Annotated in this window: 20 protein-coding genes and 1 tRNA gene; 8 read left to right on the forward strand and 13 right to left on the reverse strand. The window is 33.7% G+C overall.

The window, feature by feature from the left end:
• Nucleotides 1-8: 8 nt before the first annotated feature.
• Together mtgA and JHL15_RS15545 are read right to left on the reverse strand one after the other, a co-directional pair.
• Nucleotides 9-653, reverse strand: coding sequence for a monofunctional biosynthetic peptidoglycan transglycosylase (mtgA, locus tag JHL15_RS15540; protein ID WP_200247183.1), 645 nt, complete (start codon nt 651-653; stop codon nt 9-11).
• A 42-nt stretch (nt 654-695) separates the two neighbouring features.
• Nucleotides 696-1,742 carry an ABC transporter substrate-binding protein gene (locus tag JHL15_RS15545; RefSeq protein WP_200247184.1) on the reverse strand — a complete coding sequence of 349 codons (1,047 nt, stop codon included), beginning with the start codon at nt 1,740-1,742 and terminating at the stop codon, nt 696-698.
• Between the two features lie 59 nt (nt 1,743-1,801).
• On the opposite strand from JHL15_RS15545, the gene JHL15_RS15550 reads away from it, so the two are divergent.
• A tRNA-Arg gene (locus tag JHL15_RS15550) sits at nt 1,802-1,875 on the forward strand.
• Between the two features lie 123 nt (nt 1,876-1,998).
• On the opposite strand, the gene JHL15_RS15555 is transcribed toward JHL15_RS15550, so the two are convergent.
• From JHL15_RS15555 to JHL15_RS15570, 4 genes are all read right to left on the reverse strand, one after another.
• Complete coding sequence (locus JHL15_RS15555) at nt 1,999-2,517, reverse strand: DUF2911 domain-containing protein (protein ID WP_200247186.1); 519 nt, start codon at nt 2,515-2,517, stop codon at nt 1,999-2,001.
• 22 nt (nt 2,518-2,539) lie between these two features.
• Entirely contained in the window at nt 2,540-4,231 is a 1,692-nt protein-coding gene (locus JHL15_RS15560) for a sodium:solute symporter (RefSeq protein ID WP_200247187.1), read from the reverse strand.
• A 100-nt stretch (nt 4,232-4,331) separates the two neighbouring features.
• Nucleotides 4,332-6,836: a PIG-L family deacetylase gene (locus JHL15_RS15565; RefSeq protein WP_200247188.1), complete on the reverse strand. Its 2,505-nt coding sequence runs from the start codon at nt 6,834-6,836 to the stop codon at nt 4,332-4,334.
• Between the two features lie 954 nt (nt 6,837-7,790).
• Nucleotides 7,791-8,462 carry a hypothetical protein gene (locus JHL15_RS15570; RefSeq protein ID WP_200247189.1) on the reverse strand — a complete coding sequence of 224 codons (672 nt, stop codon included), beginning with the start codon at nt 8,460-8,462 and terminating at the stop codon, nt 7,791-7,793.
• 158 nt (nt 8,463-8,620) lie between these two features.
• Here JHL15_RS15570 and JHL15_RS15575 point away from each other — a divergent pair, with 158 nt between their 5' ends.
• Nucleotides 8,621-9,133, forward strand: a complete 513-nt coding sequence (locus JHL15_RS15575; protein WP_200247190.1) for an AAA family ATPase — start codon at nt 8,621-8,623, stop codon at nt 9,131-9,133.
• Nucleotides 9,134-9,304: 171 nt separating this feature from the next.
• On the opposite strand, the gene JHL15_RS15580 is transcribed toward JHL15_RS15575, so the two are convergent.
• Nucleotides 9,305-11,218, reverse strand: a complete 1,914-nt coding sequence (locus JHL15_RS15580) for an amidohydrolase (protein ID WP_200247191.1) — start codon at nt 11,216-11,218, stop codon at nt 9,305-9,307.
• A 610-nt stretch (nt 11,219-11,828) separates the two neighbouring features.
• Here JHL15_RS15580 and JHL15_RS15585 point away from each other — a divergent pair.
• Nucleotides 11,829-13,046, forward strand: coding sequence for a hypothetical protein (locus JHL15_RS15585; RefSeq protein ID WP_200247192.1), 1,218 nt, complete (start codon nt 11,829-11,831; stop codon nt 13,044-13,046).
• A gap of 289 nt (nt 13,047-13,335) precedes the next feature.
• On the opposite strand, the gene JHL15_RS15590 is transcribed toward JHL15_RS15585, so the two are convergent.
• Nucleotides 13,336-13,881 (reverse strand): hypothetical protein, encoded by a 546-nt coding sequence (locus JHL15_RS15590; RefSeq protein WP_200247193.1) that lies wholly within the window; start codon nt 13,879-13,881, stop codon nt 13,336-13,338.
• 90 nt (nt 13,882-13,971) lie between these two features.
• On the opposite strand from JHL15_RS15590, the gene JHL15_RS15595 reads away from it, so the two are divergent.
• Nucleotides 13,972-14,283: a helix-turn-helix domain-containing protein gene (locus tag JHL15_RS15595; protein WP_200247194.1), complete on the forward strand. Its 312-nt coding sequence runs from the start codon at nt 13,972-13,974 to the stop codon at nt 14,281-14,283.
• Nucleotides 14,284-14,332: 49 nt separating this feature from the next.
• On the opposite strand, the gene JHL15_RS15600 is transcribed toward JHL15_RS15595, so the two are convergent.
• From JHL15_RS15600 to JHL15_RS15615, 4 genes are all read right to left on the reverse strand, one after another.
• Nucleotides 14,333-14,725 carry a hypothetical protein gene (locus tag JHL15_RS15600; protein ID WP_200247196.1) on the reverse strand — a complete coding sequence of 131 codons (393 nt, stop codon included), beginning with the start codon at nt 14,723-14,725 and terminating at the stop codon, nt 14,333-14,335.
• A gap of 63 nt (nt 14,726-14,788) precedes the next feature.
• Nucleotides 14,789-16,672, reverse strand: a complete 1,884-nt coding sequence (locus tag JHL15_RS15605) for a UvrD-helicase domain-containing protein (RefSeq protein ID WP_200247198.1) — start codon at nt 16,670-16,672, stop codon at nt 14,789-14,791.
• A 1-nt stretch (nt 16,673) separates the two neighbouring features.
• Entirely contained in the window at nt 16,674-17,369 is a 696-nt protein-coding gene (locus tag JHL15_RS15610) for an ATP-dependent endonuclease (RefSeq protein WP_317193068.1), read from the reverse strand.
• Between the two features lie 29 nt (nt 17,370-17,398).
• Nucleotides 17,399-18,727: an ATP-binding protein gene (locus tag JHL15_RS15615; protein ID WP_200247201.1), complete on the reverse strand. Its 1,329-nt coding sequence runs from the start codon at nt 18,725-18,727 to the stop codon at nt 17,399-17,401.
• A 188-nt stretch (nt 18,728-18,915) separates the two neighbouring features.
• On the opposite strand from JHL15_RS15615, the gene JHL15_RS15620 reads away from it, so the two are divergent.
• The 4 genes from JHL15_RS15620 to JHL15_RS21305 all read left to right on the forward strand — a co-directional run bounded on the left by JHL15_RS15620 (nt 18,916) and on the right by JHL15_RS21305 (nt 22,226).
• Nucleotides 18,916-20,040, forward strand: coding sequence for a helix-turn-helix domain-containing protein (locus JHL15_RS15620; protein ID WP_200247203.1), 1,125 nt, complete (start codon nt 18,916-18,918; stop codon nt 20,038-20,040).
• A 159-nt stretch (nt 20,041-20,199) separates the two neighbouring features.
• Nucleotides 20,200-21,135: an alpha/beta fold hydrolase gene (locus JHL15_RS15625; RefSeq protein ID WP_200247205.1), complete on the forward strand. Its 936-nt coding sequence runs from the start codon at nt 20,200-20,202 to the stop codon at nt 21,133-21,135.
• Between the two features lie 39 nt (nt 21,136-21,174).
• Nucleotides 21,175-21,534, forward strand: coding sequence for a serine hydrolase (locus tag JHL15_RS21300; RefSeq protein WP_262895636.1), 360 nt, complete (start codon nt 21,175-21,177; stop codon nt 21,532-21,534).
• A 35-nt stretch (nt 21,535-21,569) separates the two neighbouring features.
• Nucleotides 21,570-22,226, forward strand: a complete 657-nt coding sequence (locus JHL15_RS21305) for a serine hydrolase domain-containing protein (protein WP_317193069.1) — start codon at nt 21,570-21,572, stop codon at nt 22,224-22,226.
• A 72-nt stretch (nt 22,227-22,298) separates the two neighbouring features.
• On the opposite strand, the gene JHL15_RS15635 is transcribed toward JHL15_RS21305, so the two are convergent.
• Entirely contained in the window at nt 22,299-24,461 is a 2,163-nt protein-coding gene (locus tag JHL15_RS15635) for a peptidase domain-containing ABC transporter (RefSeq protein WP_200247207.1), read from the reverse strand.
• Nucleotides 24,462-24,498 lie beyond the last annotated feature (37 nt).

Below are 24,498 nucleotides of genomic sequence, written 5' to 3' on the forward strand. Positions count from 1 at the left end.
CAAAGATACTATTTCAAACTTACATTTCTCATTTGTCTTAAAATCCAGTTGTGTTTCCTGTTCAAATATGCGGATGGGTTCTTAGGATCATATTCTTTAGGATTAGGTAAAACAGCAGCTATCCATGCAGCTTCAGAACTGGTAAGGTCCTTAGAAGATTTTCCAAAATAGTATTCAGAAGCAGCCTCTATACCAAATACTCCTCTACCCATTTCTATGGAATTAAGATATCTTTCCAAAATAATATCTTTCCCCCACACTTTCTCTATGATAAAAGTATAAACAGCCTCCAAACCTTTTCTTATCCAGCTTCTTCCTTGCCAAAGAAAGATATTTTTGGCAGTTTGCTGAGAAATAGTACTTCCACCTCTTACTTTTTTCCCTTTTTCATTACTTTTCATTGCTTTCTCAATAGCAACATAATCGAAACCATTATGAGTAAAGAATTTCTGATCCTCAGAAGCAATAACAGCTTTTTTTACATTGTTACCCATTTCATCATAGGAAATGTAATCCCTCTGTAATTTGCCATATTCAAAGAGTCCTCCAATTTGGGTAATGGTTATAGGTGGGTTGAAGAATCTACCCCATATAATGAACACCACATTCAAAATCAGAATGATAAACAGCAGTTGTTTTATTTTTTTCCACATACCTGTTAAAAAAGCACTACAAAAATAAACAAATCCTCTGAGTTATTGTAATTCTTTCATATATACCAACTGATAATTCGTCAGAAGTTCAGGGTGGAAAATCTTGATATAGTCTTTAAGTACCCAGTCTGCTCTTACAACACCACTTTCGAAAAAGTCGTTTGCCTTCTTATTTTCTCTTCCAGAAATTCCATATATTTTTCCTTTAGAGAATACTCCAAGCTTACCATAAAAAGGATTGATACTCAGCATTTCTTTTTTGGAAGTATGATTTCCGGCATTTACCCAGTACTGAACTTTATCTGCTTTTGAGAAAACTTCTTCAAAACTCATGGTCACAGCTTTCTCCTCATTGTTATTTTTCAGGATATATTCTGCATTGGCATCTGAAATAAAGTTCGCTACAGACGTTTTTCCTCCGGGTAAATACCAAACATCCCCGTACATCTCATTGGCAAGGACTACCGGCTTATCCTTAGCGGTTAAGGCAAGTTTTTTTAATTCGTTATAGTTCTTTTCAATTTCAGCATATTTGGCTTCTGCTTCTTTCTCTTTCCCAAAGAGTTTTCCGAAAACCTTTATGTAGGCTGCCTTTTCAAGTGCTTTCTGTTCAAGATATTCATCAAAAAAGATAACCTGTATCCCATTATTTTTCAATAATTGATAGGTGTTTTCAAAACTTGCAATATAATTAGTGAATATGGCATCAGGTTGTAAAGAAATAATTTTTTCCACATCATATTTCTGCTCATTTCCTACATTCTGAATTTTCCCGTCTTTGATCAATGCCTGAACCTTTTCTGAATAAATATATTCAGGACTGGAAATTCCTACCACTAGATTTTCAGCATTTAAAGCTGAAACATATCCCATCAGACTGGCATTTAACAGGATCACTTTTTTAAAAGGAACCTGATTGGTTTTAAAATCATAGGTATTATTCCCCGATTTGATATTCAAACCAGTGGCTTCATTCTTATATTGAAGCTTTTTTGAGATTACTGTCCAGTCATTGGATGAAATTTTTTGTTCTCTTTTACAGGAGATTAGAGTACAAAACACAAATAGTAGTAAAATTCTTAGTTTCATATTTCAAAGAAAAGAAAAAAGTGCTATATTTGCAAACCTTTAAATGATAAGGAAACAATGGCCTCGTGGCGCAACTGAATAGCGCATCTGATTACGGCTCAGAAGGTTACAGGTTTGAATCCTGTCGAGGTCACTTTAAGAGATAACTATTAAATAGTTGTCTCTTTTTTTATGCCCATAAATAGATTTTTATCAAAATTTTAAACAAAAAAAATCCCGACTCAGCGGGATTTTAATTTTTCATATGTATTTACATTTATTTGATCTCTACAGGAACTGAGATTTTATCCCAATCCATTGTGAATCCATTACTGTTTATTTTATATACTAAAGTTTCCTGTGTTGCTGGTAAAGCTTTTGTTTTCACATCAACACGTAAAGCATCTTTTGCTTCTTCGTACTTATAAGCGCCCCATTGTTTTGGCTCTTTGTTAAAAATTGCAGTCCATGTTCCACTTTGTTTAGGGATCAGGAAGAAGCTGTATTTACCTGCAGCCAGTTTTTTACCCTGAACGGTAATGTCTTTATCAGTTTCAAAAGTTGTTGCTTCATTGGCACCTGCACGCCAAACTTTATCATAAGCTTCTAGGCCACCCCAGATTGTACGTCCTTTTACAGATGGACTGCTATAGGCAATTGTAATGGTTGCATCTTTAATTTTTCCCGTAGCTGTAGCTGGAGGGCTGGCAGGTTTTTTAGTATCCTGTGCAAAAGCATTCACTGAAAGCGTAACTGCAGCGAAAAGTACGGTAGCAGATTTAATCATTGTTTTCATAATATTCTTTTTTGTTATTGGTTTACGAATTTACTGCTTTCGGCTTATAAAACAATAACCCGATTGCAGAAAATATAATTACTGCTGCTGCCCCGATTACATTAAGCCAAAGGAAAGAAACGATATCGAACTGATAAACGGCAATCACCGCAATTTCTGATAAAATGGCAGCAATAAATACATTGGGGCCGTCGATTTTTTTATAATAAAAAGCAACAAGGAAAATCCCCAATATTGGACCGTAGAAAAGAGAACCTAATACATTCACAGCCTCAATAAGGGAGCCCATCTGCGTAGCAAACATGGCAACACCAATTGAGAAAATACCCCAGGCTAAAGTATGCAGGCGACTATACTTCAATTCGGTTGCATCATCGGGAATTTCTTTACTAAATATTAAATGAACATCTTTTAATGAACAGGCGGCAAGGGAATTCAGCGCTGCAGAAATTGAACCCCAGCTGGCCAGAAAAATGACAGCAAACAGTAAACCGATCATTCCCGCAGGCAATGTATTTTTCACGAAATACAGGAAAATGTAATTCGTATCCGTTTTCTCAGCATTATAGTTTGATTGATTGATCGCTTCCTCCACCCTGCCATGCAGTGCTTTTACTTGAGTTTGTGTGTTTTTAAAATCCTGAATTGTTTTGTTGAGTTGAGGAGAATGGGTTTCTTTCAACTTTAAAATTTCTTTCGATTCTGCATTAAATTTGAGTTGTAAATCCTGATGTTCTTTCTCAAAAACCGCTGCCTGTTCAGGCTGTGATTCCTTTAAATATTGATAGGACCGTTCGTTAAAATAAATCGGAGCCGGTTTTAGAGAAAAGAAAGCAAAAAGCAAGGCACCGATCAATAAAATAGAAAACTGCATTGGAATTTTAACCAATCCATTCAAGAGCAAGCCCATTTTTGCATTGGTATTGTCCTTCGCTGTAATATACCTCCCAACCTGACTCTGGTCCGTACCGAAGTAAGAAAGTGCCAGAAAAAAACCACCAATTAATCCACTCCAGATATTGTATTTATCTTTCCAATCAAATTCTGTGGTGATTACATTGAGCTTTCCCGATTTTCCAGCCAGATACAGCGCATCGCTAAAGCCAATTCCATTCGGCATATTTTGGATAAGCAGATAACCGGCAAAAGCCATTGTTCCGAGAATAATGAGAAACTGTAATTTTTGGGTGTGAGCAATCGCTTTTGCTCCTCCAACATAGGTATAAATCAACAGAATGCCACCCGTTAAAACATTGGTTAAATAAATATTCCAGTTTAAAACGCTTGACAAGATAATACTCGGAGCGTAAATGCTTATTCCTGTTGATAAGCCTCTGGAAAAAAGAAAAAGCAGAGAAGTAAGTACTCGTGTTTTTTTATCAAAACGGTTTTCTAAGTATTCATAAGCCGTGTACACATTTAAGCGCTGAAAAATCGGAATGAATGTAATGCATATAACAATCATCGCCAAAGGCAAACCAAAATAGTACTGAACGAAACGCATACCATCTGTATAAGCCTGACCCGGGGCTGAAAGAAATGTAATGGCACTTGCCTGGGTAGCCATAATGCCCAAAAGCACAATGTACCAAGGCATTTTATTATCTGCTTTCAGGTAGGATTCGTTGCTTTTTTGACCACGACCGATCAATACGCCGTAAACAACCACTGCAAAAAGTGTAAAAATAAGAACTGTCCAATCTATATTACTCATGCCCAGAATTTAGTAAACCAATAATAAAATACAATCTGAACTACTAATGCAACTGCTAGTAATAGGTACCAGATATTCCAATTTTTAAGTTTATTGTTCATCAGTTTTTCTGTGCAGATAAAAAGTTAAAAAATAAACGTGCCGCACCCACATTCCCCGCAGGCAACTGTCTGAAAAAAGCCAACGGTGTATAGATAAAATTACCCTTTCCGTATTTGGCATATAAAGTGGATCCTTGAAGAGGCTCTTCATCGGTATCGTGCATTTCAAAAAGCGGTTCATATGACGCATCCCATTGAGCAGGAAAATAAGCACCACGCTCCTGTACCCAACCTTTAAAATCATCCGCCGTAATTTTATTCGGAAAGTTCAGTAATTTATGATTGGGATTTAAAAACTTAACTGCAGCATTTTCTTCGGTAACCCGTTTATTGGCAATACTGAAATTGTAAATTCCCAATTGGTCAACGGTGGTATCCTGGTTGGTGTTATACTGCATCACCAAATTACCGCCAGCCTTTACATAAGACCATAAAAAAGGCATCCACCGACCCAGCTTTTTCTCTGTGTTATTGGCACGAACACCCAATACAATGGCATCGTATTGTGATAGCTTGTTTTGGCTACCGTTTGCGCCAGATTCATCTAAGTTGCCGTAAAAATCTTCGTCTTTCAAGACATCTACCTGAATACCTGCAATGCGCAGAAACTCAGGAATGAAATCGCCTGCACCTTCTATGTAACCTACTTTTTTAATCTTCGCCTGAATATCGCCTTTCATTATGACAGCAGTGGCAGGCGCAAAATATTGTAAGGAAGGTAAATGGGGGTACTGAATTAATACTTGTTTTTTATTATAAGTGACTCCATCTGCAACAAAATTGGCATCCAATGGCAAGCGAGATGATTGGATTGATGCAAGCTTAGTTTTTGGAATAACGTAATCCACGGTAAAATCTTTCCCACTAAGCGAATTTACATCAGTGCCACCCAATCGTTCTCCGTTATACATCAGGTTTACTTTACCATTAGTGAACTGTTTGCTTGAATTAACCTTAAAGTTTAAACTCAAATGTAAATCTTCATTTTCTTTGACCACATAAAGCGGTTGTGTAAATTTCAATTCCAATGCAGGAACAATGCGTAAAGCTTCTACTACATCACCACGCACGGGATCTAATTTCTTGAAAGATAAAGGAAGTTGAACCTGAAACTTTTCTGAACTGATTCTTAACCCAACCAAAACATTCAATGGTGATTCTGCTTCGGGCAAACCGATTAAAGTATCATTTGGAACAGAGAAAGTTGCTGCGTTTGTGGGAGATTTTGCCAACCAGTAAGGTTCTGTGAGTGCTGCATCTGCAGGAATCTGAATGTCATGCTGAATGGTAATTAAAGAATCTTTTGATAGTTTTCTATTGAGGCTTTCCGATTGATTTAACCATTTTACATTTTCTACAACAACAGGATCCGAAGCTCTTGAAATCAAATTCAATCTGAAATTGTAATGATCCCCGGCAACAGCTTCAGCCTGATTGGTAACTGCCTCGCCCATAAATCCGGCACAACTTAAAATGATATTGTCAAGAGATTTGATTTTATCCCTTTTTAGGTCTCCATCCTGTAGTGCCACAATTTTTTTTCGCAAAGCAAGCAAAGCAGGTAAACTCAAGTCAGGATTATTAAAATTGAAAGAGGAAATTATTTTATCTAATGACTGGTCAATATCAGCGTTACCTTTTGCATTCCAGGTTTTAACGACTCCATCAAAAAGTGATGTTTTTGCAGGCTCGCCGATAACGTGGGAGAAATATTCAGTTCTGATGCCGGCTACAGATTGTGTTCCTGCACCCTGACTTTTATGTAAACTTCTGCTTAATCCTGCCAATTCACCGTAGCCCATTCCCAATTGCGCATCGTATTGCCCAACGGTAACTTTTAGTTGATTTTCAGCGGTCGTATTCACCCCACCAAAGCGGAAAGTGTTCCACAATACGCGTTTGGGTTGCCATACATGAACATATTTTAATTGATCTGGGAAAGCCGTTTTATCGCCTGCCAGTTTAAAAGCTTTTTCCGCAACCACAGCCGAAGCCGCATGTTGTCCGTGGCCTGCCGCAGCAGTAGGAGGAAAACGACAAATGATCACATCCGGACGGAATTTGCGAATTACCCAAACTACATCTGCTATAATGCTATTTTCATCCCATTGTTTAAAGGTATCGGTTGTATTTTTAGAGAACCCGAAATCAATTGCCCGGGTAAAAAACTGTTGGGCACCGTCTAATTTTCTCGCTTCTAAAAGCTCATGCGTTCTGATTAAACCCAATGCGGCACCCTGCTCTGTGCCCAATAAATTCTGACCACCATCGCCTCTGGTTAAAGACAGATAGCCCGTTTCTACATTTTGGTTATTGATTAACCAGGAAAGCAATCCTGTATTTTCGTCATCAGGATGAGCTGCAAGGTATAAAACTTTAGGCAGCTGTTTAAGGGTTTTGATTTCGCGGTAAATTTCAGAAGATTTTGAAGGCCGAACCTGTTGAGCCGAACAAAAAACCGCATAAAAGCCAAGGATAAATACAGTGATTACTTTTTTGAACATTTAGATTTGCTTTGCGAGCAAATATAAGTAAATCGTTTCTTTCAACCTTAAAAGAATTAAACTGTGAATTTCATGAAATTAAATAAATATGGTGGCTCATTACATTAACTTTTTTATTAAACCACAAAAGTCACAAAAGTTTTTTCTAACACTTAAGCTATTTTAAGTTTTATACTTTGTGTATAAGAAGTACACTTAAGTTTTATCTAAAATCAAAGATTTTCATCTTATGTGAGCTTAATTGTGCGGTATTTTTTTTAAACTTCTAAAGTGTACTAACGTGTTTAAAAAGTAAAAAATTTCTTGGTTAACTTAAGTCTTTTATTCAACCACAAAAGTCACAAAAGCTTTGTAAACACTTAAGCTATTTTAAGTTTTATACTTTGTGGATAAGAAGTACACTTGAGTTTTATCGAAAATCAAAGATTTCATCTTATGTGAACTTAATTGTGCGGTATTTTTTTTAAACTTCTAAAGTGTCCCAATGTGTTTAAAAAGTAAAAAATTTCTTGGTTAACTTAAGTCTTTTATTCAACCACAAAGGAGATACAAAAGCTATTTGACACTTAAGCTATTTTAAGTTATAATTGGTGTAGAAGAAATACACTTGAGTTTTATCGAAAATCAAAGATTTTCATCTTATGTGAACTTAATTGTGCGGTATTTTTTTAAACTTTCTAAAATGTACTAAAGTGTTTAAAATAAAAACTATGTTTAAGATTTTCCCACAGATTACACAGATATGCACAGATGATTGAGAATGATTTTTACTAGCTGATCAACATTAAAACAAAAAAATCAAAGATTTTTTTTAAAACTTAAGTGCTCTTCTCAGCATTTAGCTTGTACTAAACTTAAAGCAGCTTAAGTGTTTAAAAATCTTTTGTGACTTTTGTGGTTAAATTTAAACAGACTTTATTATGGCAATTAGAGTTCAAAGAAAATAAGACCGATTTATATTTTTCTAATCGTATTTCGCGTAAGATAGATATAATTAAACATGCAAAATGTCGCTACCGCTCCAAATGTATGCCATAAAAAGTGCGTCCCGAAACTCAACCATTCCTGTTTATCAATGATGCGGAAAGTGAGTGCAAAAGCAAACGACAATAAAGCAAAACCTACCCATTTGCCAGCTTTCCATTGGGTATAGATTAAATAGCGTAATACCGAAAAAAGCACAAATGAAGCCATGATTGCATAATTTACATTGATAAAGAGAGAAGTGTTATCTACCAAAATCCAATTTCTTAAACCCAACATCAATATCAGATATACCAGAACCATTACAATAGCATAATACCATCTGGTGCTCTGAGCTACAAAATAAAATCCGGCAGACAAACAGAGCAACATAATGGGCAGCCAATCCATCATGATAAATACCGGCCATTGTCTGAATGAATGGTAAATAGTTCCCCCGATGGCACCAATATATAATAAAACCAGACAGTAGGTTAAAAAAGGATAATCCTTGAAATTATCTTTAATTTTTATAGTCCAAAAAATGGCTATAGCTAAAAAAAATGCGGCAGTTATTGCATTGAATGGCTCTGGAAAAAAGTGAGCCATGTCTGTTTCTTTATATAACATGCCTCCGTCTGGAGGTATTGGGTTTACTGGCATTGTCTTTTTTTATATTATATTTATATACTGATATACTTGTTCTAAATATAGAAAAATTATGGTATTAAATAGATCGACAAAACTCTATACAATGAACACTCAAAAAACAGGCACGAAAATCCCGTACCAGACTTTTGGATCACAATATAAACTGAAATATGAGAATTGCAATAATCGGCGCTCACAAAGTTGGCAAAACCACATTGGCAGAAGAACTTCTGGAGAACCTTCCCGGATATACACTTGAGATAGAACCCTACTATCAGATGGAATCTTCGGGGTATGAATTCTCAGAAGAACCTCATCCTGACGATTTTCTTGAACAATTTAATTATTCAGCCAAACTGATATCGAAAAGCGGAGATGATGTCATATTTGACAGATGTGTTATTGATATCTTAGCTTATCTTCATGTTCTTGATCCAGGTCGAAATATCCAGTTTCTCTTTGAAAAAGTTCAAACCATCATCGATGAAATTGATGTTTTTGTTTTTGTCCCTATTGAAGAACCCGATCTGATACTCAACCATCAGATAGAGCTGCCAAAACTCAGACAGAAGGTTAATGATTTACTTTATGACTGGATTGAGGATCTTGGAATAAAGGTCATTAAAGTAAGCGGAACTTCATCGAACCGAAAAGATCAGGTATTGACCGGAATTTTATCCTAGAATATGAAGTGGGTAATTTCTAAGACTTTAAAAGGTTAAAGGTTTGAATTCTATAGAGGGTACTTTAAGAGACAACTATTGATAGCTATCAAACCTCAAAAAAATCAGAGCAGAAATAATCTGCTCTGATTGATATTGGATTAATAATTTTTGAATTCTTTTCCGGACAGATTATGAATTATTTGAAAAGAGCATATCTTTTTCAGTGACTGCCTTTGTTGTCTTATCATTTACATAAACAGGTACACCTCCTACCCAAGTTTCTAATACTGGAATATTTCGCATCTTCATATATTGTGTGGATTGAGTCGTTAATGAAAGAGGATCCTGTTCTAATATAACAAAATCAGCAAAATAACCTTCATCAAGAGAACCCACCCATTTATCTGCATAACACTGCCACGCCGCATCATAGGTAACAGCAATTAAAGCCTGCTCAGGCGTAAGGCATTCTGCGCTGTTTAAAACCTCAATATCCGTGGTCTTCTTTTCCATGATTCTTGTGATTGATTGCTCCATCATTCTTAAAGGTCCCAATGGACTTACTTCATTATCACTATGAAGGGTAATTCTCATGCCGGCTGCAAGGGTTGAACCACAGAGGTCAAGCATTTGCGCTTTTTCACCGAATATCACTTTCTTAAAAGCATACCCCCAGTACCCCACGTGACCGATCAGGAAGCTTGGCGAAACACCCATTTGCAGCATATTCGTAATTTGATCTGCCGTCAGAAGTGAGCAGTGCTCTATACGGTTCCGAAGTTCAGGACCTCTATATTGAGCAAGAGTGCGCTGATAAGCATTAATAGCAAATGTTACCGCCTGATCACCATTGGCATGAATCATTAGCGGCCAGCCTTTTCCAGCCACCACTGTATTGATTAGCGTGTTGTAGCTTGGCGGAATGGTATGTGCAGGAATACCAGACTGCGGAAAATTAAATATTCCCGTATTATCAACAGGATCACATAAATACGGAGTGCTCTGATAGCCTGTCAACCCTTGGTTAGAGCCATCTGAAACTACTTTAACATGCCCATAATAGCCAGGTTTGTATTTGTCAGGCTCTTGATACGTATCCAGTTTATTGGCATCTTCCTGGCTGGAACAAATAAAAGCACCTCCTGTTCTTACCAATTCGGGATGGGTATCAGAATACAGTTTCAATAATGTATCAAACCCTTTATTCAGTCCTGCATCATACATAAAAGTAACCCCTCTGGAATTAGCCAGCTGAAAAAGCTCAGTAAGGTATTTGTTAATATGTATACTCATCGCAACGATTTGTACCATTACGACTTTCAGTGCCGGGGTCATTTCCGGACTTTCCTGCAGTTGCCCTTTGGTTTTCAAGATATAATCTTCCGCTGAATCATATTGTTTCTGTACCGTTTCACTATGTTTGTATACATGCTCTAATGCTTTGGTGTTCAGGTAAAGGGTATGCATGGAAGCACTCAACAGCATGACAGGCTTTTCATTATTGATACTGTCCAACACTGTATTATTAATAGTCTGTAGTTCTTTGGCACCATCCGCTTTTACAACAAAAGGCATAAGAGATGGATCCAATCCTCTTCCAAGGATAACATATCCGGGAATATCGTGAATGTTTTTATTGATCACAGCTCCTACAGAAGTCAAGTCGTATAGAGGCTGTAAATCCTGTCCGTTAAAAGGGCTTACATCCAGCCAATCGGACATCATAGCTGTAGGAACCATATGGACGTGGGGTTCAATAAGGCCGGGAAGTAATGTCTGTGTTTCTTTTAATTCTTTTATATCATGTTCCGGATAATGTTGATGCATATATTCCGCGACATCTTTTATCTCACCGGTTATCACCACTTTTCCATCAGCGAATCCAATAGCTTTAACAGTTTCTGTAGATCCACCAATCATAGGACGGATAATCCCTCCGCTGACCATCAGAGGTCCGGGCTTTTGAGTATTCGTTTTTCCGGGATAAGGTTTCATTTTTTCCAGATTTTCCGGACTGAAAAGTTCTTCTTTAAGAATCTTCAAAACGGGATTGTTGCATGCACAGTGGGTGCAGCCATGCGTGTGTTCATGTAATTTTTCCATAGGAATAATTTGGTTTTAAGGGTATGGTTAAGTTTTATTCTATCCGTATTTTATTTAGTTATCCATCATATTTAACTGCATAGAAAAATCATCTCATCATCAGACAAGATATAATTGCGCAATTAAAATAAAAAAGGATTATTTAAAGTATACTATATTGAAATAAATACTTATTAATGAATAATTTTAATTTATTTGCGGTTATTAGTTTATTTTATAAAAGTAATAAAAATATTCTTTCACCCGCCATTTTTCACTCTATATTGATTATTTTTTTCTTAACCATTAAGATTTTTTAAGGGTTTAAGAGCTATTAAGAACATAGCTGAAGCTATTTTTTAAGCGCAATGCTTAATGCATCTTTGATAAATCTTAACTTTCCTTAAAACCTTCATTTTTCTTAATGGTTTATACAAAAACAACCCACACTTTACTCACTTGCAATAGGCTCTTAGTATTTCAAATAAAAATTAAACATTACAAGCCCATTTAAAATTCTCATATTTTAATAAAATATTACGAATTAATTATTTTTATCAAATACAAAGGTGTTCTTTTTATTTTTTCATAATAAAGAGCTATATTTGATTTACACATAAATCACCTTAACATGAAAAAAAAATTTACACAATTCAGTGCTATTCTTATTTCTGGATTCTCCTTTGCCCAAGTAGGCATAAATACAACTTTACCAAAAACAACGATGGATGTATCTGCTAAAAGAGATACTTCAGGATTGATTACGGATAACACACAAACATTAGGACTACAGGCTCCGAGGCTTACAAGAACTGAGCTTACAGCCAATACGGCAACTTATAGCAGCGATCAGAGTGGAGCATTAATTTACATTACGGATATTACTGGTGGAGATACCGCAGGACAACGTGTCAATGTTACAGCTATGGGCTATTATTATTTTGACGGATCTGTATGGCAAAGACTTACACAAGCCACAAACGCCATCTCTCCAGTAATTTCTGCATTACAATGTACTTCAGCTTACTTAAGCCCTTCTACTTATACTGCCGGTACACCTTTCACCGGAAACCTAAAAGTTACCTATAGCCAGGGAAACGGTGGCACCTATAATTCAGGAGCTCCTTTTACTGTAAATGGATTAACCTTCCAGCTAAGACCCGGAACTTTAGAGTTTGGTGACGGCGAATTGGTATTCTCAGTAACGGGAACACCTACCACTGCTAATGATATGACTCTTTCTCTGAACAGCACTGCAATTCCTTTCTTAACATCAGGACAGAACTGTACCGCTACTGTAGGAAATAGCAGCCGTGCAGACATTGCGTCTGTCGCTGTGATGGGCTACCCTACCCTAACAGCCGATTCCAATGGAAAACAAGCGTATACTTTCCCTCTTGCTACCCCGGATGGTAAGTATTCGATCAGGGTAATATTTGATACGACAAGTGGTACTACCCTAGCCAATCCTAATGTACAGTTGTTTAATAATACAGGTTCTACCGTTAATCTGTATTGGAATTATAATACCGAATATGGTGGTTATATTGGTTCAGCTGTAACAACAAACAATATTACTTCAGGAGTATGGGGTGGTATGGCAGATTCATCAGCTACCTGGTATCCTCAAGGTACCGGAGCATTAGGAAGTTCTTATTGGGGGAACATAGGGATTATAGATGGAGCCGGTGGTGGACCTGAGCATAGAAGATATACCTGGATAGACAGTAACCCTTCTTCAAAAACCGCTTATACCGCAACCATTATGGCAGGAGCCCCCACTTCAGGCAATGCCCAACCCAACCTTACTAAAATATTCATAAAGATAGAGCAAGTAAAAGCACAATAATATAATGAGGCTGTCTAGAAAGTCAAATAGTTTTGCTTTTAAGACAGCCTATTTCTTTACGTTACATTTCAGGAATTTATACTTTTTTTAATAAAAAGATTAACGCAAAGTGATGCGACTTTGTCGCTGATGAAGCAGTAGGCTTATCCATACACTTCAATGAATCAACTTCGTTGATTCTATTCTTTGCTCTCTTACCATCAACAGTTTCAAAAATGAAACCTTTGCGCCTAAAAAACACATCATTAGCACATTAATCATCTGAATCAATAATTTACACACTACCCTCTTATCCTGAATTGGCGTGAGCCATCTTCCTTTCTCTCCTTCTTTGAAGTATAAGATGTGCAGCATCCAGCATTTTAACTATATGAATGTAAGGCATAACAATATTCCTTTCCGGTAGATTTTCATAGACACCCATTGAAAAATGAACGATTCCGGACATAAAATAATCAAATTCTTTGATGCTGTATTCCTTGAATGCGTTTTTGAAAACCAGTATAGGATTCCGGTATTCCTCCTCCGAAAGCAGCCCAAGAACCAACGGAGAAATTTTTTCCGGCCGGGCATCAACAGTCCATTTCTTTTCCTTCAGCATGATGAGATATCCTGCCCGAATCAACAATTTCATCAACTGATGAAACTGGAACATAACCGCCGGATCTTCATTGATCCAATTATTCCTCTTTACTGCATAATTCATAATGTTGCTGAGCCTTTCTTTCGAAACATCAAGCTCATTAAACTGAAAGAAAGTTTCCATCAGCTGCAATCCGGAGTATTTCTTACTTGCCCGAAGCCGGGGATTAAAATTTGTTTTTATCTTTTTCATTGTTTGTATTTTTTATAAATGTAATGAAAAAAACAATAAAAACACATATATGTGTTGATGAAAAATTTTAGAAAGCTCAAACTTTACTAAATGTATAAATGGCAAATAGAGGAATTAAAATTTCAAATTGGAAAGCTTATTCAATTATATAGGTTAAAAAGGGGGCTTTCACAGTTTCAACTTGGAAATGAGCTCAATATTTCAAGTAACCATGTTGGTAGGATTGAAAGAGCTGAAACCAATCCAACCATTGAAAGTCTCGTTACATTCTGTAATTTTCTTGAAATTGATCTATTACATTTATTCACAAGACTGAATGAAAAAGAATTAAAGAAGATTGAAACTGAAATCGATCAGCTTCAAAAAGAATTTAAAAATCAAAATAAGAGAAAATCCCAATAATTATTGGGATTTTATTTGTCTACAAATTTGTTTATAGTTTTAGTATTGACTAATTCAAACTATTTTCCATTGTCTTTAAAACAATTAATTCCAATCCAAAATTTTCTTTCTGAAGGGTGCTTTTAAATGTATATTTTTTATCTGATTTAGAAATTAAAAACGAGTGAAATCTCTGTAAATATGAAAAAAATACAATGAGCTGTCCAGAATTAGTAATTATTCCATAACCTTCATAATGTTTAATCCATTCATCAATAGTAAAAGCATTTTTTTCAAATTGTGTGGTCCTATTGTGAGCATTGTCAAGTAAATTAAAGAAATGAGATAAATACAATCCACTATCATTTAGTTTTTTGATTTCGTTTATTTGCTCATACAAATCTTTTTCACTCATAGAAGTTGTTTGAATTTTAATAGGATATTCATTAAACATATTTTCCATTTTTTATATTAATAATCGGCTTAAATTATTTTAATTTTAATAAATAAGTTGTTTGTAAACAATTTAAAACTTATCTAGCTTGATAACATTATTTTTACCAAACCATTTTTCAATATTATTTAGTGCTAATTCTCCCATGGGAGAAAGTGCTAAAACAACTAAGTTTTCTTTTGCTCTTGAACATTCAACATAAAAAAGGTTTCTAGTTCTCAGCTTCCTTTCTTCATTAACATCGGTATTATCGAAAAAACCTTCAAAATTATATCCTTCAGCTTCATTTACCCATTCTTTATCATCAATAACTGTCAATACATTTCTATACTCCTCACCTTTTGTTCCATGTTTTGTAGAAAAAACAGTATGATTTTGTGTAAATTCAAAAAAGTTGATTATTTCCTTATAAGATAGGCCTAACAATGAATCATATAAAATTTTATTATTCACAAATCTATTCTTCTCAGGTCCATCTTCTAATTTATCAAAATCAAACCCGACTTGTTCGATAAATTTTTTAACAGCGTCAGATCTTCTTATCAATTTTCTACTTTCAACAAATTCCATAATTTCTTTTACAGATTTAGTTTTTCTAATTACTATTAACTCATCTAAAATATCAGTTATGATTTTCTTATGTTTATGTTCTAAATACCCTTCAACAAATAAAGAGCTATATCTTTTAAGAAAGCGCAACACTTCATTATAATTACACTCTTTCCAAAACTTCACCAAATGCTCAATTCCAGTTTCTCTTTCCTGAGATATTTTTTTATCAGTATAACCTACGAAATATTGAATTAAGGCATTTCTCCTTTTATTTAATTCATCTCCAACACTTCTTGTATATCTTCTACTATAAATTCTGTATAAATTAGAAAAACCATTTCGTTTAGCAACAGCACTATTGACTAATACTAGTATTTTATCATGTTTTTTATTATCTAGTTTATCAAAAATCCAATTTTCTCTAGTTACTAATAAATCCACAACTTTATCAAAATTTTCTTTTTTTTGTAAATCAATCTCAGCATTGTAAGCAGATCGACTTTCATCATCTACTTCCCTTTTATTCCTATTTATTCTGGTTTTAATTGGCCTATATTCGCAATAAATAAATTTTGCACTTCCTCCAACATCAGTTTGAGCCTTTTGTTCTATATTGGTTCTGAATTTATTTAATAGATTTACCACTGCTATAGATGAACGATAATTTTCTTCCTTTTTTACCAAATGTAGCTTTTGAGAATCACTATGAATATAATTTGTTAGATCACCAACACCATTATTGTAAATCTTTTGATGAGAATCCCCATAGAAGCCTAAAGTAATTTTATCTTTATTATTTTCGAGCAATGAGTCTACTAATGCGTTAATCGTTTCTTTTGCGGTATCCTGATATTCATCAATTAGTAAATAAGGAAATTTTTGTGATAAAATATTAGTGAGTAGTGGATAAGCACAAAACATCATTTTTGATAAAACAATAACGTCATCATGATGAAGTTGACCATTTTCAAAGTCTCTAAATGCTGTATCATTATAAAAAACTGAATCAATTTTATTTAGTCTATCTATTAAATTAGGGATATACCGTGACTCATCTACACCTGAATCTATATCTGTTTGATACCTAATTTCATTTAACTTACATAATTCAATTTTCAGTTGCTTTTCATATGACTTTATACAATCCCATAAAAATTCATGAATAGTTGAAACTATTACTAATGGATGATTCTCTAAACGTTCAATGATCTCATTCTTAGCAACATTAGTGTAGGTTATACAAACTATTTTTTGATGATTATATTTTAAATCTTCACCTTTATTTTCAAGTAAATAATTCAGTGTTTGAATTAGAGTATAAGTTTTTCCTGAACCTGCGCCAGCTTCTAGTACAAAACTTTTTTTATTATCAATATTCTCTATAATTTGTTCTATTGCTGTCATTTCATTTATCTTTTTCTAACCATTCTAAACCTTCGCCTATATATTTAGGAACATCCCAACTTAAGTCTTCAATTCCAGCTTTAAAAGTCATCAGATCAAATGCAAATTGTGATTTCTCCCCTTTTTGAGGAGATAAATTATATAAATCCAATGTTTCTTCAAAGTTTATATTTTTTAATAACTCAAATTTCGATTTCACTTGAATCTCAATTACTGTATTTTCTTCATTCAGGTCATTATATTTACTTTTAAAAAAAATTAAATTTCGATTAATTATAGCTTCTTCTAAACTTCTAGCTGTATATTGATTTTCAGTATTTTCAGCAATTTGATAACAGACCCGAATAAACTTTCCATCAAATTTCTCTTCTACTCTTGTTGAAATTAAATCCACAATTGTATCTTTTTTAGGTATCCAATTTTTTAAAGTACTATTTGATGTAACGGAATTTGGTGTATTTACTCTACAAGCTTTTCTATTATTATCCAATTGGACAGAGTCAATATCTGTTATGACTAAAGTTTTAACTTTTATAAAATTTAGTAACTCTTTAAATTTATGAGTATATGCTCCACCTACTTCTAAAATTGATATGTACTTCTTATTTAGTTCAGGTGCTACTTTATTAATCATGAGAGGTAAAAGCATTTTCTCAGTAATACCTTCTACCATAATAACTTTATCAGCAAAAAAAATATCACATTTATGAAGATTAAGATATTGTTTTAAAAAGCGAAATGTTTCAGTATCACTTTTTTATGTTTGAAGTTGTTAAAATCATTTACCTCAAGATTGCCATTAATTTTATTAAAATATCTAATTCTATCAAAGCCTTTTTTTAGATCAATCCCTGCTTCCGCTATAATATGAGATGAATGTGTCGTAATTATAAGCTGAATATTGATACCATCCGACTTAGCCTTATTAATTTTATTTGTAATCTGTTTAATAAAGACCTGTTGCATTTGAGGATGCATATGTGCTTCAGGTTCCTCAATCAAAATAGTCAAAAACTCAGATTTTTTTTCTTCACTTGAATTTTTAAATCTTTCAATAAAACTCGTCAACTCTAATACCATGAAAATAAGATTACTATAACCTAATCCATTATAACTTTCAGGCAGGTTAATATCATCATGTTTATAATAATATTTAATATTGTTTTTTATTACAGCCTCTGAATTAAACTGTGAATCGATTTCTATTTTAGGAATCGATATTGGTGTTGAAGCTCCAAAATGATTCAAATCACGTATTACATCTTTAAGAACTTTTTCATATTCATTTTTTAAGTCAACAGATACTTTTGTTAAAGTATCTTCGAGCCTTTTAACATCTTCTTTAGTTTTATCTCTTTCTCGATAGTAATGAGAAAACCCAGTAGCTAATGTCTTATTTTTATCCGATTTTGTATCATCTAAAGTTCTGGAGGCTTTGATATCTTCAAATGAAACAACTTTTTCAATTTTAGATTTAAAATTTAAACCAATGTCTTTTTTAAAATTTGAATCTTTGTCAATGGCATAACATGTAAGTTGATAATATTTTTTCAGATTCTCTTTTAACCAAGAAATTAATTCTATTTCTTTTCTTTCTCTATTTAAAAAAGAAGAGAATAAACCTAATGAATTAATAGATTCAAAACTTATTAAAACAGTTGCATCATTTCTTTTTTCATTCAAATCTGTTATAAATTCACTTAAATTAATAAGGCAATCTGTTTCTATATCATATTCAAATTCAATAAATAATTGAACCTTGGGAGTTTGATTTTGAATTATTTTTTGAAAAATTTCCTTTCTTCTCTCTGAAATTTCGTTAAAGTCAACTCTATTAATAAAATTAACTATCTTTTTAAATTTCAAATAACTACTTAAAGAAAAATCCTCAAAGGAAATTTCCTGAGAAGCTTTTGTAAAAATATTAATCGCTTCAAATAGTGAAGTTTTACCAGTATTGTTTTTACCAACTATAAGGGTAATATCATCTTCAATATTGACAGAAAAATTATCGAGAAGCCTAAAGTTTCTCACTTGTATTTGTTTAATTCTCATCTCTTCATCAGTTAATTAGTTTAGAAGCTAATATATTAGATTCATAAATAATTTAAGCAATAATAAAGATATTTTTTATATTCTTTTTACGGTTTTCCGTAAGCTTACTATATATCTCAAATCTCCTAAGTCTCCCCACTTTGCACAGCAAAGCACAATATTTTGTCTTATTTTTACAAAAAGATTATATGGACAAATTAAGTTTTCTGGAAGTTATTGCTGCGATTGCCGTTTTTGTATCGCTGCTGCTTGCCGTATTTTTATTAACGGTAAAAACAGAAAGAAAACTGGAAAACAGATTATTTGCAACGTTCCTTATTATTAATGCCATTGATATCAGCGGGCTTTTTATGCACCTTTTTGTGGATAGTTACAATCTGAAAACATTCAAAATATCTGCTTACTTATTGGTAATGCCACTTTTCTATTTGTACGTTAATGCCGCTTGTTATTCTGATTTTACTTTAAAAAGAAAACATTTACTACATCTTCTTCCTTTCATTGTTGCTAACTTAATTTTAGTTCCAAGACTTTATCTGGCGGAAGGTGCTGTTAAAGAAGAGTTCTTTAAAAGCTTGTGGCACTCCCCTGAAATGTTTTTTTATCAGCTCATTGCGGAATTGCAGTTTTTCTTTTATATCATTGGTGTATTCATCATTCTAAAAAAATACAAGAAGATTTATCTTGAAAACTACACGAATCCCAACACATTATTATACAGATGGCTGTCTCAGCTTACCATGATTTTCTTAGTCATCCATCTATGTATTATTTTCAAAAACATCGTAAGATACACCCAGCACAGAGATCTGTTTATCTGGCTGAACATTGTTGCGGGAACGGTATTTTTATTGGCTGCCTGTTGGTTTATATTAAAGGCATTAAATTATCCTGAACTTTTTCGCAGAATTGATTCTACCCTACAACCGACAAAAGATTTTGCTGAAACACTGGAAACTGAAATCAAACCCGATGAAACAAAAAATATTCAGATTGAACAGCTTAGAAATTTCATGATTGAAAAAGAGCCCTTTTTAGAACCCTCGTTAACGATCCAGGAACTAGCGGATCAGGTGAACATTCCTGTTCGCGAGTTGTCTGTATTAATTAACCATCATATCAATCAACACTTTTTTGATTTTGTAAATGAATACCGTGTTAAAAAAGCAATGACCATTCTGAAGGATCCTACAAAAAAAGAATATACGGTGCTGGAAATTTTATATGAAGTGGGTTTTAATTCAAAATCTTCTTTTCATACCTCTTTTAAAAAATATACGAACCAAACACCAACAGCATACAGAAATACCTGATAATTAATCAATTGTAAATACTCGAACTTTATATTGCAGATAATCGGACTCATTTTAATGAATAAAATGAGTCCGACTTTTTTTACACGGACTTTTTTCAAGATTCTCTACAGCAAATTTGCATCAACCTATTTAAAATCAAATTAAAACTTAGAAATCATGAAAAAAGTAAGTCTTTTTATCCTAACTCTATTATCAATATTTTGTGTTGCGCAATTACATCCCGCAAAAATGGATACGCTTGTAACAGTAGAAATTGGTGGAATAAAGCAAGCAATAGAAATTAAAACGGATGATACCAATAAACCTATCCTGCTGTTTTTGTCAGGTGGCCCGGGAAGTTCAATGATGAAAAATGCAGATTCTTTTACGAATATTTTGAAGAATACATTTACAATTGTTCAATGGGATCAAAGAGATGCCGGAAAAACATTAGAGCTAAATCCTTCCCCTATCCAACCATCAGTAGAACTTATGAGAAAAGACACGTATGAAGTTATTAATTTTCTACTCAAGACCCTGAAACAGAAAAAACTTTACTTATTAGGCAGCTCCTGGGGAAATGCTTTAGGCTTTTATATTGTTAAAAATCATCCCGAATTATTACATGCTTATTATGCCGTTAATCCGGTCATCAGCCAGCTGAAAAGTGAGAAAGAATTGCTTACAACCTTAAAAATTCATTTTAAAGAAAACCCTGTTGCTATGGAAGAGTTGTCTAAAGTACATTTTCCTTTTACCAATGACGAAGACCTATTTTATTTAAGAAAATGGCTTTTTTACAAAGACGGTAAAGAATATGTTACTTCCGATAATTTCAAAAAGGGCTTTCTTCAATGGTCAAAAACCTGGTCACCCGCTTGGAATGAAGTTATGAAAATTGATTTACCAAAAACTTTAAAGAAAGTCAATTGTCCCATTTATTTTCTTGTTGGTAAAAATGACATCCAAACATTAACTTCCATTACAAAAGAATATTACGAACAAGTAAAAGCTCCCAAAAAAGATTTGTTCTTATTTGAAAATTCAGGGCATCAAATTCACAAAGATGAATCTGAAAAATTCCAAAATACGATCGTTAAGACAATAGATTAATAGACGTCAGTTGCATCTCGAAAAATCAAACTATACATTATGACACTAAAATATGTAACCTCTATTTTATTTTTTGCCCTACTTGGGTGTAAAAGTACTCATCCAACCCATACACAAAATGTTGAAAATGCGATTACAAAAAATGCGCTTCAGCTATTAAAGGACAAAAGATTTCATTCTGTTTCCATTGCTGTGTTGAAAGATGGAAAATCTACCATCAAACATTTTGGAGAATTAACGATTGGAAAGGGAAACAAGCCCAACGATTCTACCCTTTATGAATTAGCTTCTGTAACGAAAACCTTTACAGGATATATAGCGGCTAAAGCAGTACTTGATAAAAAACTCAGTTTAGAAGATGACATCAGAATGTATCTAATGATTCTTATCCCAATTTAGAATGTAAAGGTGAACCTATCAAAATAAAGCATCTCATTACCCATACCAGTGGATTTCCTAATTTCCCTATAAAAAGCGAAAATAAAAAGGCTTTTTTGGAAGGATTAAAACTCATCAATATTGAAACGAAACCCGGAGAAGTCTATTCCTATTCAAACACAGCTCCGGAGCTGACCGCCTATATCCTTGAAAAAGTGTATCAAAAACCTTTTGAGGAATTGGTGAGCGAATTTGTTTTGGAACCCAATACCATGACTCAAACTAAGTTTACACTTAATAAAAATGACACAGCAAGATTGGTAAAAGGCTATAATGATAAAAACGAGTTAATGCCTAATTTCAACAGAACTTTATGGGGTGGAATCTCAGGATTGCACTCAACAACCACGGATTTAGTGAAATACATGAAATTGCAACTTGACCAATCAAATCCTATCGTCAACGAATCTCATAAAAAATTATATAAAGAAGGTTCTGATTTTTGGGAAGGTTATCATTGGTACATCATAGAAAACAACAATGAATTAATATATAGACATCACGGAGGGATATATGGAATGCAAAATTGGTTTGTAATTTATCCTAAACAAAATATAGGAATATCGATATTGACAAACACCAGCTTTAATGAAACAGGAGAGATTTTAGAAAAGGTGGTTGAAAACTTGTATGATGACATAAAAGTAAAGTAGATAATAAATGTCATATATCAGCAGTTTATAAAATTTTATAATCATCCTGTTCGAATAATACATATCAGCGGATTAGACCTTCAGTCTCGTTCCTTGCTTTTCCCACATAGATTTATATGTAGAATCTTTTGAAATAAGTTCTTCATGGCTTCCTTGTTCTATAATTTGTCCCTCTTTCATTACAAGAATGATATCAGCATTAGCAACCGTACTCAGGCGATGAGCAATAACAATCATTGTTTTACCTTGACTTTTAAACTCCTGAAGCGTCTTTTGTATAATAAGTTCTGCTTCTGTATCCAACGAGGAAGTAGCCTCGTCTAAAATCAAAATCTCAGGATCCTTATAGAGTGCTCTTGCAATGGCAATCCGCTGTTTTTGTCCTCCAGATAACAATGCCCCGTTTTCTCCCAAGTACGTTTGAAAACCATTTGGCAGCTTTTCTACAAAATTCCTTACTCCTATATTCTTAGTGATCGTGAGGATTTTTTGCATATCAGGAAAATCTTCTCCTAAGGCAATATTTTCAATAACATTTCCTGAAAATAAATCTATTTGTTGTGGTACAACTGAAATTAAACTTCTCAATGAATAATTTGAAATATATTTAATATCATAATCCCCAATAAGGATTTTACCTGATTTTAATGAGTATAAATTTTGAATTAAAGCCGCTAAAGTGGTTTTACCACTTCCACTCTCCCCTACAATAGCAGTTGTCTGTCCCTTCTTTAATATGCAGTTAAAATCAATAAAAACATCAACTCTACTCCCATAACTAAAATCAACATCTTTAAACTGAATATCCCCAATATGTTCAGCTGAAAGGTCTATTTTTTCAGTAGTTTCCTCCCGTTCCAAATCCATTATTTCAAATAAACGGTCTGATGCAATTAAAGCATTTTGTATCGTCTTATTCATTCCTATCAGTTGAGCAACAGGACTTGTAAAATAACCTATTAAAGCATAAAACGACAACAATTCTCCAGGAGTAATAATTCTATCGATAACATACCCTGAACCTATCCAAAGAAGAAGAATGGTGAATATTCTGGATAAGAATTCTGATGAATTCCCAGAAAATAGAGTGTTTAATACCGATTTGTATATCGTTTTAAGAAGTTGAGTAAATGCATTATCTGTCTTGCTATTGGCAAAAGTTTCTATTCCAAACTGCTTAATCGTTCGGACAGAATTGAGAGATTCTACTAAATGGGATTCCAATTCTGCACTATTTTCCATTAGTCTTCTTTCTACCTTTTTATTCAGTTTATTGGTAATCAAATAGACCAAGAAATACAGTGGAATAACTAAAGCAGTAATGAGTGCCAGCTTCCAATAATACGTAAACATTACAGCAAATGAAAAAGCAACAATAAAAATATTGACAAATATCTGGATCGCTACATCATTGATGAATGTTCTTATTTTCACTGCATCATTTACCCTTGAAATAATCTCTCCCACTTTCATAGTATCAAAAAAACGTTGAGGAAGCTTCAGCAAATGTTTATAATAACCTAAGATAAGATACTTATCCATTTTCTGCCCCGTTTGGAGGACAAGAATACTTTTCATAGCCCCTATAAAAATCTGGAACAATAAAATGACAATCATTCCCATGGAGAGTAAGTTCAAAAGCCGTTTATTGCCGTCTATCAGAACATAATCTGTAATTTTTTCTATATAAATTGATGTTGACAATCCTAGAATAGTATAGACCAAAGCCCCTAGCAAAGCTTGAATTAAAATGCTTTTATGAGGCTGTATCAGATTCCAGAATCTCTTGTATATACTGGTTTTTTCATTTTTTTGCTCAAAGTATTCATTGGGCTCTAATAAAATCAAAACTCCAGTCCATATTTTGGAAAATTCTTCAATAGTATATTCTTCAATTTTACCAAAAGCTGGATCCATCACTTCAATTTTCCCTTTGCTTACTTTGTAGATAACAACATAATGATGATACTGCTCTTTGCTTATGATATGGGCAATGGCCGGTAATGGAATATCGGGCAACACATCTGCTGCTCCTTTTACTCCTTTGGCATTAAAACCCATCGCTTCTAATCCCTGTACTAAACCTAATACATTGGTTCCTCTTGTATCAGTATGACTTAGTTGTCTGATTTTGGCAATCGGCATTCTCAGTCCATAATGAGCAGAAACGGAAGCCAAACAAGCCGCACCACAATCTTTTAAATCATGTTGCTTAATCAATATGTCTTTTTTCATGTATTGTTTATATTTTCAGAGCTACATTTCAACCTAT

The organism is Chryseobacterium paridis, from assembly GCF_016595215.1.
Taxonomy (GTDB): domain Bacteria; phylum Bacteroidota; class Bacteroidia; order Flavobacteriales; family Weeksellaceae; genus Chryseobacterium; species Chryseobacterium paridis.